12 protein-coding genes are annotated in these 12,374 nt (G+C 38.8%); 2 read left to right on the top strand and 10 right to left on the bottom strand.

Going from position 1 to position 12,374, the window contains the following annotated elements:
* Positions 1-17: 17 nt before the first annotated feature.
* From IEX12_RS16460 to IEX12_RS16420, 9 genes are all read right to left on the bottom strand, one after another.
* On the bottom strand, positions 18-1,538 hold the full coding sequence (locus IEX12_RS16460; protein ID WP_188725505.1) for a BCCT family transporter: 1,521 nt from the start codon (positions 1,536-1,538) through the stop codon (positions 18-20).
* 377 nt (positions 1,539-1,915) lie between these two features.
* Positions 1,916-2,116: a hypothetical protein gene (locus tag IEX12_RS16455; protein ID WP_188725504.1), complete on the bottom strand. Its 201-nt coding sequence runs from the start codon at positions 2,114-2,116 to the stop codon at positions 1,916-1,918.
* Positions 2,117-2,342: 226 nt separating this feature from the next.
* Positions 2,343-2,552 carry a twin-arginine translocase TatA/TatE family subunit gene (gene tatA, locus IEX12_RS16450; RefSeq protein ID WP_188725503.1) on the bottom strand — a complete coding sequence of 70 codons (210 nt, stop codon included), beginning with the start codon at positions 2,550-2,552 and terminating at the stop codon, positions 2,343-2,345.
* 22 nt (positions 2,553-2,574) lie between these two features.
* Entirely contained in the window at positions 2,575-4,326 is a 1,752-nt protein-coding gene (gene phoD / locus IEX12_RS16445) for an alkaline phosphatase PhoD (RefSeq protein ID WP_188725502.1), read from the bottom strand.
* Between the two features lie 804 nt (positions 4,327-5,130).
* On the bottom strand, positions 5,131-5,550 hold the full coding sequence (locus IEX12_RS16440) for a Fur family transcriptional regulator (protein WP_088052593.1): 420 nt from the start codon (positions 5,548-5,550) through the stop codon (positions 5,131-5,133).
* 65 nt (positions 5,551-5,615) lie between these two features.
* The gene (gene sipW, locus IEX12_RS16435) at positions 5,616-6,188 is read right to left on the bottom strand and encodes a signal peptidase I SipW (protein ID WP_088052592.1); all 573 of its coding nucleotides are present in this window, start codon (positions 6,186-6,188) and stop codon (positions 5,616-5,618) included.
* Entirely contained in the window at positions 6,185-7,015 is an 831-nt protein-coding gene (locus IEX12_RS16430) for a TasA family protein (RefSeq protein ID WP_268811348.1), read from the bottom strand. The genes sipW and IEX12_RS16430 overlap by 4 nt, the downstream gene beginning before the upstream one ends.
* Before the next feature lie 59 nt (positions 7,016-7,074).
* Positions 7,075-7,656 carry a TasA family protein gene (locus IEX12_RS16425; RefSeq protein WP_088053535.1) on the bottom strand — a complete coding sequence of 194 codons (582 nt, stop codon included), beginning with the start codon at positions 7,654-7,656 and terminating at the stop codon, positions 7,075-7,077.
* Positions 7,657-7,729: 73 nt separating this feature from the next.
* Complete coding sequence (locus tag IEX12_RS16420; RefSeq protein WP_088052590.1) at positions 7,730-9,175, bottom strand: alkaline phosphatase PhoX; 1,446 nt, start codon at positions 9,173-9,175, stop codon at positions 7,730-7,732.
* Positions 9,176-9,362: 187 nt separating this feature from the next.
* On the opposite strand from IEX12_RS16420, the gene tatA (IEX12_RS16415) reads away from it, so the two are divergent.
* Positions 9,363-9,563 carry a twin-arginine translocase TatA/TatE family subunit gene (gene tatA / locus IEX12_RS16415; protein WP_088052589.1) on the top strand — a complete coding sequence of 67 codons (201 nt, stop codon included), beginning with the start codon at positions 9,363-9,365 and terminating at the stop codon, positions 9,561-9,563.
* 172 nt (positions 9,564-9,735) lie between these two features.
* Entirely contained in the window at positions 9,736-10,509 is a 774-nt protein-coding gene (gene tatC, locus IEX12_RS16410; RefSeq protein ID WP_188725501.1) for a twin-arginine translocase subunit TatC, read from the top strand.
* A 244-nt stretch (positions 10,510-10,753) separates the two neighbouring features.
* Here the strand turns inward: tatC and IEX12_RS16405 are convergent, their stop codons facing one another.
* Positions 10,754-11,842, bottom strand: a complete 1,089-nt coding sequence (locus IEX12_RS16405; RefSeq protein WP_188725500.1) for a metallophosphoesterase family protein — start codon at positions 11,840-11,842, stop codon at positions 10,754-10,756.
* Positions 11,843-12,374 lie beyond the last annotated feature (532 nt).

Genomic DNA, 12,374 nt, shown 5'->3' with positions numbered 1-12,374 from the left:
ACATGTTAATCCACCTATTATTTCTTAACATAGACATGCAGATGCTCATTTTTCTTTAACCATTTTATCAATGATAGTCCCATAAGCACATACATAATCAGAACAGGTACAGACACGAGTACTGATGAGGTTTGTACTACATCAAGACCCCCGACAATAGTTAAGCTAATGGCCAGTGCCGATAGAAGCACACCCCATAATAGACGGTGCCAGCGTGCAGGTTCGGTAGTCGGACCTAATTTTTGAGTTGCAACACTGGCGATAACATAGCTTGCTGAATCAATTGATGTCGCGAGAAAAATAAAGCCAAGGATAACAAAGAATATAGAAACAACCATTGGTAGCGGCAGTGAATTTAACACGGCAACAATGACAGCTTGTTCACTTTGTTCTGTTAAAATTTCAGTTAAGCTTAGTTTGCCACTTAACTCAAGATCCATTGCATATCCACCAAACACTCCAAAATATAACCAACTGCCAAGGGAGCCCCACATTAACACATTAAATACCAATTCCCGAATACTTCTCCCTCTAGAAATCCGGGCAACGAAAATACCGATAAACGGAGCCGTTGCGGCAAACCATGCCCAATAGAAAACAGTCCAGGTTTGCGGGAATCCACTTTTTGCAATTGGATCCGTGTACAGACTCATCCGCAGGAAATCATCCAGCATCAACCCCAAACTATTTGTGAAATAAGAGAGAATAAATAATGTTGGCCCAACGATTATAACGAATAATGCCAAGCCTAATGCCATGTAGACGTTCCAGTCACTTAATTTTCGGATTCCTTTATATAGTCCTAAATATGCACTTGAACTAAAAATAAACGTCCAGATGATAATAATAACGACATTTAACCATAACGATGGTTCAATGCCAAAAAGATCACTAACCACTGCAGAAATCATCGGAACCCCAAGACCTAGCGACGTACCAAGCCCACCGATCATACTCCAAATAACTAAAACATCAATAGCTTTTCCTAAAAATCCATCTGCATGTTTACCTAGCACCCCGCGACATGCAGCACTTATTTTCAAAGAATGGTCTTTACGAACAAAAAAGCTATACGCCATCACGACAGCGGGTAATGCATATAAAGCCCATGCAGAAATTCCCCAATGAAACAAACCATAGCTTACTGCATAATCAGCGGCTTCGGTCGAGCCACCCTTGATACCAAATGGAGGACCAGTATAATAGTAGAGTGGTTCTACAATTGACCAAAACATAATACTTGTTCCCATACTTGCACAGAAAAGCATACCTCCCCAGCTAAACCGGGAAAACTCAGGTTTATCATCTGAATCACCAAGTTTTACTCTGCTGTACCGGCCAACCATCAGCCAGATTAAAATAATGAATAAACCGATAGTTAAAAATTCAAATGCCCAATCTAGACGAAAGGTAATTTCTGTCATCATGTTGGATACTACCGGACCAGCAGTATCCCGAAAGATTATTAAAAAAATAGTTACGACAACCACTAATAAAAGTGATGGCCAAAAGATAGATTTATGAATTTTAGGATTCATATCTTTTTTGCATACCTCCTGTTTGGTTTAATAAATTTAAAATCTTATTTAGAGAAGATGTTCAAAAAGTCACCAAATGATAAGCGGCGACTTTTTGAACACGCACTTAAAATGGCATACCCTGTTTTTTGCTATTTTATTTTTTATTATCTATGCCCTCCCCTCTAACATGAACAAGTTCTTTATATGAACATGTTCATATTAACATAATGATTGGATTTGTCAAAAAATATTTGAAGGAAAGTACGCGGAAAGGGAAGGATAGGGAAAAAACTTTAAAAATTATGATATAACGAGATATTAGTGATGGGGATTCAATTACCAGTACTAGAGTTTAGGCAAACCTTATTCACGTTACTAATGCAGCAAGGGAGATTTTAGAAATTGACATAATGGAAAAAGCTTGCAGAGAATATGGTGTTTTTCTCTGCAAGCTTTTTTCTGCTGAGTAATTCTGCTAACTTTTTTATTTGATCTTGAAAATCGCTTCTGTCACCATAAAAGCGGTCAACTTCCTGAATTCCAATAACGTCAGCACCAGCATCCTTTATAACCTTGGCAATTCCTTCTAAATCCAATTTACCATCTAATCCTGCTCAATGGTGAATGTTATAGGATATTACTTTTAGGTCTACTTCTTTTCCATACCCATTCGCAAAAACATTACCAGTTAGTGAAACTACCATAATAGTACTCAAGACTAACCCCGTAAAAGTCTTTTTTTATGGTTATTCTCCTCTCCTGTCTCTAAAAAATAGGTCGTTAGGGTCTCTTGTCCCCTCATTCTATCCTCTGATCAGCCTGTTATTTCTCCAAAGAAGATGAACTGTCCTTTTCCGTTACCTCTCGTTCATTCCCGCTATCCCCTGCCATCAAATTCTGTGAAGCATTTTTAAATTCCTTCAACGTTTTACCGAATGCCCGGCCGACTTCAGGTAGCTTGGATGGACCAAAAATAATCAGGGCAAGAACAAGTATTAAAATTAATCCTGGAATCCCAATGTTTGAGAGCATTAGCCTACCACCCTTTCTAATATTAATTCAGTTGTTTTTCCCGTACCTTCTTACGCTGCTTCTCATGTGCACGGTCGTGTGCTCGATATCGATCTTCTTCAACCTCACTGGATCGTTGCTTACCAAGAGGAACGAGAGAAGCAGCCAATTCTTTCAACCCTTCTTGGTCTTTCTCATATATAAAAGATGCCCTTGTAGAAATGGCTGCCCCTGGTTTTGTAACAAAAGGAACAACGCGATAGTCCGCCTTCCATTGTGAAGGTGTAATATGGCAACGAACATAGCCACGATAGTCATTAAAAAATTTGATATGTGGATTCTGCTCTAGGATTCGATCAGTATCCGCGCGTTTATCCGCTCCGTTTCCACCAGATGTAATCGATGTTCCGACAAATTCTGCCCCTAGAAGACGAGAGTTTTGATCATTAAAATCAGCCATCAGATTAGACGCCCAACTCGCATGAACGTCGCCCGTCAAAACGATCAAATTATTCATTTCTTTACTGGCACAGAAGTCCGTAATTCGCTTACGGGAAGGCGTATAACCGTCCCAGCCATCCATGCTGTATAACGGCTCATCTGGGCTTTTTCCAAAGTTCTGTTTTGCGAAGAATATTTGCTGTGCCAGTACATTCCATTTTGTCTTGGAGTTGCTTAGGTTCTCCTTTAACCAAGCCTCTTGTTTTTCACCCAGTAGGGTACGAGATGGATCCAGTGATTCTGGTGTTTGCGGCGAACTAGTGTCGCCATTTGCTTGATCGGATCGGTACTGGCGTGTATCCAATACAAAGAAATTTGCTAGATCACCATAAGAGAAGCTGCGATATAACTGCATATCAGCCCCGTGCGGCATAGACGATCTTCTCAGAGGCATATGTTCGTAATATGCTTGATAGGCAGCGATTCGCCGCTCAATAAATTCTCCTACAGATTGATCTTTTTCCGGAATTACATCTGCATAATTGTTTTCCACCTCATGATCATCCCAGGTCACCACCCACGGAAACGCAGCATGAGCAGATTGCAGATCTTCATCGGTTCGATATTGGGCATGCCGATTGCGATAATCCGTTAGCGTCTTGATTTCGGGTCCGCTGTGGGTTCTTACGTTACCTGAACCGGATACATATTCATTTGGACCATACTCGTATATGTAGTCTCCGAGATGGAAAACGAGATCGAGGTCTTCCTTAGCCATATGTTTATAGGCAGTATAATAACCATGTTCATACTGCTGACAGGAGGCAAAGGCAAAGGTAAGACTAGATACACTTGATCCATAGGCTGGAAGTGTTTTCGTTCTGCCAACTTGACTAGATTCACCTCCAGCATTAAAACGATAAAAGTAGACCGTATTAGACTGTAAACGTTCAACTTCTACATGAATAGAGTGGGCCAATTCCGGCCTTGCGATTGCCGTTCCACGCTGAACAATATGGTGAAAGCTTTCATCCTTTGCTAGCTCCCACTGTACAGGAATATTACGTGCAGGGGCACCTCCGCCTTCGAGAGGTTTTGGAGCTAGCCTTGTCCACAAAACGACACTGTCAGGAAGTGGGTCTCCAGAGGCAACACCAAGCGAGAATGGATAGTCACTAAATTTTGCTTCCGCATCAACCTTAATTCCGCCCATTGATTGAGCAATTACCATTCCTAATGAAACACCAGCAATTTTTCCAGCCCCTTGAATAAATCCCCGTCTATCGACATTTTTTTGCATGGTTTCCTCGTTTAATTGTTGAATCAAGTCTTCCAGTGATTTTTCCCTTGACATATGATTTTGCTCCTTTCCTTATCCCTATTTATTTAAATCTATTCTAATTATATAATGTGGTTATTAATTCATTGTTAAGTTTGTAAAGGAGGCAAAATATCCTGATGGAAAAGGCAGGTAATATGTAACGGGATAATCGAAGGAGTTACATTAACTTTAACCTTAAATGGAGTTTTGGATCTAAGTAATTATGTTATTTTTAATGGCTCGTTCTTTAATCTTGGTCTTTAATTCCTGGTTTTATTAACATCGGATTAACGAAAATATAACATTTTAGTTTTGCTATAAATCCTTAATGAACTTGGGGATAATTTACACCATGCTGGACAAAAGCTAATAATCCCTATTCGAAATGATGTGATTTCCTTAGCACAACTAAGCTAATATCCCTTAACATTACTTGAATACCCTTTTAAAATCGTTGCACAATGCATATTATAAAAATATCTAGCCTCTAATGGAAAAATTGGTGCTTTTTATATACAGTTAACATTCTTGGTATATTTAGCTCGAATTAATGAAACGCCAGTTCAGAAGAAACAAGAAAAGAGCTTGTTGATCAGATCAAAAAACCCCTTTCCTAACAATATTAACTCGCAGCAAAAATTTACATAAGATAAATCTGCTAAAAAGTTTATGCACCTTTTAAACCGTTTCTTTTATTAAACACAACTTTTTTCATTCAGTTTGACTTTCAATTATTCCTTATCTAAAAATCCCTCCGGAAGTTTATTCTTCTATATTAACAATAATTTCCTAAATTTCTACTGTCTCTATGATCTACTCAAACGGATGCATTTCTATTTATTTCTGACATGCTTTACATAATCCATATAACTGGAGACTATGTGTCTGGATGATATACCCGTAAAAATCCTCTGCGAAATCTTCAATTTCATAGAATAACGGATAATCCATATCTTCAATTTTCCCGCAGGACTGACATACTAGATGATAATGATCAGATGTATTATAATCATACCAGCTAGAGCCGTTTACATATAATTCTTTGATGGCTCCTTTTTTCACCAAAAAACGTAAATTGTTGTAAACAGTGGCAATGCTTAAATTGGGAAAGTGTTTTTTTATGGAGCTGTATATCTGATACGCACTAGGATGATTCACTGTATTGGATAAATACTCAATAATGGCCAGTCTCTGCGAGGTTACCCGAATACCTGATTCTTTCAATGTTGTCATCGTTTCTTTCATCATTTTACCCATTGATTTCCATCCCCTTTAATCCGATTTTAGCTGTTAATACAGGTCAACGTGTGATGCGCGCTAAGCTATTTCATTTCTAATGAATTGCTTTGATTCTTATTTTCCAATTTTCTTAGCATACTCCAAATGGTGAATGCAGAATAACCTAACAGGATGACACCCGGGACGATCATCAACAGAAGAATTCCATTTGGAGACTGGGCAAAATGAATCAGATAACCGACGTATGGGACGGTAAGTCCTTGATATTCTCCAACCACATTATTAGGCAATACCGGTTCAATGTCGGCTGCATCGTTATTATCCCCTTTGGTAGTGTACTTCACTCCGCTATCTGTCATCGTAACATCTGCAATCCGATGGCTGATTAATTTTTTGTCCTCATCCTGGAACGTAATAACGTCACCTGCTTGAAATTTTTTACTTTCCTCTTCATCCACTGATTTTATGGCAATAATCGATCCCGTTTGAATACCAGGTTCCATCGACCCGGATAACACCGTTTTTAATTGATATCCAAATATTCCGGACTCCTGATTCGTCAGCTTATTAGAAAGAACGAGAGCTGCAACACTTACGATAAATAGGATGATAAGGACTGTTAAAATCCGATTTCCCCATTTTAATAGTGGTTTCAATTTTCCCCAGCCTCCCCAGAGCTATTTTCTTCCGAGTTCTGCTTGCTTTCCGCGTTAGTTGCTTCCTGCTCCTTATCCTCAACATTTGCTTTCTCAGAGCTTTCCAATGTATCTTGACCATCTTTCTCTACTTGCTGGTTGCTTTGTTCATCCGTTTTAATTGATTTTTCCTGATTCCATGTTCCAATGGCCAGGTTCCCATCTATACTGGTTTTGTCATGAAAAGAAGCGTGCGTACTTGATGCGGAAGACGTCTTACCATCTCTTTGGACGGCCTCAAAATTCCATTTAACTTTTAGTTTGTCTGCTTGGAAGTGATTTTGATTTCCGCCATTGTCAACGAATGTAAATTGAACTGTAAATGATTCCTTCCCACTACCGCTAGGAAAAGCATTTATCATTTGCTCGGGGTTATTAGTCAGCTGGGATAGCCTTTGCTGAAATAAAACTTTTTCTCCTTCCTTATCATGGTGGATAAGCTTCACACGAATATGTTCGCCTAAATCATCTTCCTGGTTTGGCTCCCCTTTATCGACTACTTCATAGGTGGAATGCAGTAATACTTTTTCCATATCGATACTTCCATTGTTGGAGAGCTCTATCCGACCCTCAACGGTATCCCCGGGAACCATATTCTCAATTTGCATAAGTGTCTCCTTATCTACTTCCAGATTTAATGTACCATTGGTAATAAAACTGTCTGTTGCATGAGTATCTGTAAAATAGGCATAGGACCCCTCAACAATTAAACTCAGCCCAACTATCATCCCAGCGATACCCATTACCAACTTTCTTTTGATACTAATTTTCCTTCCCTCCCAAAACATGATTAAGTATGTAAAGGAGAGAGAAATCATCTCTCTCCTTTGATTCTATTTGATTACTACTATCTAGCCTCGAACGACCAATCAAGTTTTAGCTTGTCACCTTGGAATTGATTTTGATCCTCTTCCGTTTCTACAAATTCAAATGCAACAAACATCGTGTCATTGGTACCGGCCGGTAATCCACTTTGCTCTCCTCCAATACCAACAATATTCTTTTCTACCGCATCTGGACTCATATTTTGTAAATCATATAAAGTGGTAGAAAAAATGATATCGTTGTATCCATAGTCCTCGGATTTATCTGCATTTTCAAGGAAGTTTACCCGAATATGCTTTCCAAAGTCATCCGTGTTATCACCTTTAGCATCTTCCACCTCATAGCTGGTTCTCAGTATCACTTCCTTGATATCGACTGTTCCATTGTTTTCTAAATAGAAAGTACGAAACTCCGAATCTCCTGGTATCAGATTTTCCACATCTATAATTACTTCAGGGTCTAATGATAAATCCAATGTGCCCGCAGCAAAGGTATTTTGGGTTTCTGCCGTATCGCTAAAATAGGCAAATGTCCCTCCTGTTACTAAAACTAATCCAAGAGCTGCGGATGATAAGGCATAACCTAATTTTTTCTTAAAACTCATCATGAAAAATCTCCCCTTCTTTTTTATTATTTAAATGTCGAACAATTCTAGCACGTATATACCGGCTTCTATTCTATAAAATTGGCATACCATGACGATGAAAAGCAGCTGCTTCTAAACGAGACATCCCTTGAGCTTCGGCAAATGCAGTTAATTTGTCTGAGACCTTTGGTGCATAACTTTCCGGAGGTGCTGCATGCCCCATTAAACGACTTCTAGCCGCATTCCTATGTGAGAAAGGTCCCTGAATAGCCAGTGTTATACCGGGTGTTTGTATATTTACGAATAATGTTTTTCCATCTGGGGAAAATGTTGGACCAGCCAATTCGGAATCATTTAGTATGTTTTCTGCAAAGATATAAGTTGTTCCTTCTGGGGTTAAGCCGATAATGCGGTCTGAACCTCCACCATCTTCTACAATCCATAAATCACCCCATGGCGTAATCGTAATATTATCTGGGGCTTCTAAATCATTCGTTTCAGTAGATTCATAGAAAATCTCTAACGTATTCGTAGCTGGAATATAGCGATAGATTCTTCCCAAATTCTTATCCCCTGCATCTGTGTCAGAGAACCAGAATACACCATCCACAAAGTGACAGCCTTCCAATCGGGAAAATTGAATACATCCTTTATTCCGTGCATCCAAGGTAGGTTTCTCGGGATCAAGGTCTTTCCATACAATGCCAAATTTCTTGTTGCTATAGAAGTTGCTCATTTCATTCGAACTCATTTCCTCTACGGCAGCAGCTTGTAATTTTCCACCTTTTTGCAAGGAACCAATTTTTCCGCTAGGATCATTTGGAATATAACGATAGAAATAACTTTCTGGACCATCGTCTTCTGTCATATAGACAATGCCAGTTGCGGGATCTACGTCTACAGCCTCATGAGAAAATGCTCCCATTTCTCTGATAGGTGTTTTAGACAAGTCATTTTCAGGATCCAGTGGATCAACTTCAAATACATAACCATGTCCAGTATTTCTAGTTTCTTCACAAGTTAGCCATGTTCCCCAAGGGGTTCCTCCACCAGCACAGTTTCGAATCGTACCGGAAGATGTAACATATTCTTCATGCAGTTTAAGATCGGGACCTACGATAAGCGCGGTTGTTCCACCAGTATTTTTCTTGTCGTATGGATTTCGGCCGATTACAGGATTATTTGTTTGGCTCGTTAATTCGTGGTTACGGACAAGAATAGTAGAATTATGCTTTCCTTTAAATGCTGCCATTCCGTCAAATAATGCGGGAATCGGACGACCATCGGAAAGCCTCCCACCTTCTTCTGAAATAATTCGGTACTGGAATCCTTTCGGAAGATTCAAAATACCTCCAGAATCTTTAACAAGTGGCCCATATCCGCCAAACGAACCTCGCGATCTGGTTGCTGCGAGTGCTTTATTTCCATTCTCCCCCAGTGCTAAAAGACCGGTTGTTCCCAATGCCAGTGTTGCTGCTGTTACTCCACCAACCTTCAAAAAATGACGCCTGTCCATGTTCAAATGATTGCTCAACATGATTTCCTCCTTTTTTAGTATGTATGATTTTCCTTCTTTGGTGTCTTCAATTACTAGGTTAACAATCATTTTTTAAGTTATTGGTAAGCTATCGTAAAATTTCGGTAAATTATCTTCAATCATGCATATTTTTAAAAAATAGCATGTTAGAATGGCGTTAATAAGTAAGGAAAAGAGGGTGGGATATATGTTATCAAGTATAGGAATTCCAGGGTTAATTATAATTTTGATTATTGCTTTAGTTATTTTTGGACCGAAGAAACTCCCTGAAATCGGCAAAGCAACCGGTCAAACATTAAATGAATTCAAACAAGCAGCCCAGGACTTGACAAAAGAAGATGAAAAGGATGAAAGCGAAAAAACAGTAGAAACGGGTAAAAGTAAGTAACGTTCGGAAAAAAGATGAAGGTGCGGGGGAGACCCTGCATCTTCCTTATTCTGCTTTTTAAAAAAATCGCATTCGTTCGTCTTTTTGCAAAGTAATTTTATGAAGAAGAATAAGCTGTTGCTCCGCTAATGGTGAGAAGCCAAGCTTTTCCAAGAATGAAGGGGGATTGAAAATGGGTTTTCTAATAAAGTGGAAAAAAAGCAAAAATAATAAAGAATTGAATTTAACAGGGCATTTAACAGAGTTAAGAAATCGAATTATTGCTACACTAGTCCTGTTTTTCTTATTTTTCATGCTAGGTTTTGCATTTGTAAAAGACATCTATACTTTTTTTATAAATGATATAGATATTGACTTAATGGTGATCAGTCCGACAGAAATCATTTGGATTTATTTTCAAATGGCAGGTGTGGTAGCAATCACTGGAACAATTCCGGTTTTAGCATACCAAACCTGGGCATTTATTAGACCCGGATTAACTTCATATGAAAGAAGAGTTTCACTATCTTACATACCTTTTATTTTTGTCTTATTTATAATCGGATTGGTATTTGGTTATGAAATTTTCGTTCAATTCGTATTCCCATTTATCCTTACGTTATCGGAGGGAATGTTTGATGTCTTGATTACGGTGGATCGTTATTTTAAATTTTTATTCCAGACTATCATCCCATTTGCACTGCTGTTTGAACTTCCAATCGCAGCAATGTTCTTAACTACCCTTGGAATCATTACGCCAGATTACATGAGTAGAATAAGGAAGTTTGCCTATTTGGCCTTAATCATCATTAGTACCATGTTGACACCACCAGACTTACTGATGCCGCTTCTAGTCTCTTTCCCGTTAATTTTGCTTTATGAAGTAAGTATCCAATTATCTAAAGTTGTGTATCGGAAAAAGCTAGAGAAGCACGAAGAATTTATGAGCCAGGAGAATGCTGTTTAACATTTTTATTTTAGCAGTTTCGAGTACCGCCAAATTATTCCATCTTAATCATTGGGGGAAGCACTTTTTCTTTACGTTTGGGGACTATTCTAAAATAAAGAAAGTTATCGTGAAATTTTTCAAAAAGAGTCATTTCTTTAAATAGTTGTCTTGTCGCCCTTAAAAAGAGGGACATTACTCCAGCAAATGTCTCTTTGCTGGAGTAATGTCCCTGATAGACGTGTTCATTTTAATCAGTTTTCTCTTATTGAATGCCATAATCTTTTGCAAAAACCATGTGGGTTTCAACCAAAACATCTCTTTTGTCTTCTTGGAGATTAAACACCCTTGCGCCGCGCAATCTGTGATCTTCATTCCCCCCCAAACCATAGGTGCCGAATCCTGTGCTTCCCGCATAGCCCAACTTGATTCCGTAATAGTTGCCGTCATAAGTATTCACATGGTCATGGCCAGAAAAGACGCCTTCCACGTCACCCCTTTCTAGCATAGCAGCAAACATGCCACTGTTAAACGGACCAGAGCACACGCATTCGTTCTTTTCTCCTGTGATATCATGCTTCTCGACAGCTTTGGCATGGCTCTCTTCTGTTCTTTCACTTGGGCTCGCGTACCACATATATTCAAACTCTTGAAGAGGAATATGCATAAATGCGAGTGATGGGACTTTATGGCCAGTTTGGTGTTCTAACTTTTGCGAAGTCTCGTAGTACCATTTTATTTGATCAAAACGGAGCCAGTCCCAATTTGGGTACCCTTCAAAATCTTGTCCGGCCATTTCCTCTGGAGCATATCTCCCGCTGTCAAACAACCAAATATTGAATGCTGCATTCTTTCCCTTGGAATCCTGGATTAACAGATTTGTGTTACCAGTCCCAGTGATATCCTTCGCTTTCGGCTTGTTCAGATTATATCTGTAAGACATATATATATCTAGCATATCTTCCTCATCAACACCGGTCTTCGATGTATGATCCGCGTCGTGGTTACCGAAAGTGACGACCCACTTCACCCCTCTTTCTTCCATTGGCTGAGCAATATTGTTGATAGCCTTCATGACCTCTCTAGATGTTTCCATATCACCATTTATACTGTCCCCATTCAACACAACTAGATCGGGCTTTTCGTCATCAAGTACTTTTTCCATTAGTTTTACAGTTCTAGGGTCGATATTCTCGTCATCTTGCATATCGTTAAACTGTACAATTTTAAACTTTCCATCGGAATTAAATTGAAGCTTCATATTGTCGTTTGGTTCTGCTACGGCTGAGCTGTTAAACCCATTCATCACTGCAATTAAAATAACTGCAATAAGCATTAATTTAGTCACTCTCATATAAAATCCCCCAATATCTTTTTTAATCAGTCAATTATAATATTACTAATAGAACATTAAGTATAAGTTAATAAGATGTATGAATTTTGTAAAGAATAAAGATTTAAATATTTTATGCACTGAAAATGCATACATGGGGGGTCAGTCGTCAGGATGGTACTACTAATCAATTAGAACGTAAACCTGACTACTAGTAGTGTTAATATATTAATGAGTATTATTCTCTATATTAACAACCATTCACAGACTGAAACATTGCTGCGTACAATGCAGCTTTGGTCTCTGATTTTGGCTTTAGATTTAGGGTTACTAGACAGCCCCAGTAGGTGGAATGAGCTCAGTTCGATAAATGTTTGTCGCAAGAAACATTAAGGAGTACGACAACGATTCCTATTTTAGTTGACTGGTAATAAAATTGGAAGCCTCACTTACTAAGAATATCAAAACTGGTGCTAGATCCCGGTCAGCATCTCCATAGTCACCGCCGAGTAGGCTGTCTTTTACAATCTTTATAAATGTGTTGCGGAATGTT

This window comes from Lentibacillus populi, assembly GCA_014642895.1.
GTDB classification, from domain to species: domain Bacteria; phylum Bacillota; class Bacilli; order Bacillales; family Amphibacillaceae; genus Lentibacillus_C; species Lentibacillus_C populi.
The sequence above is the reverse complement of the archived record's forward strand: the minus strand, read 5'-3'. Positions and strand labels throughout refer to the sequence as shown.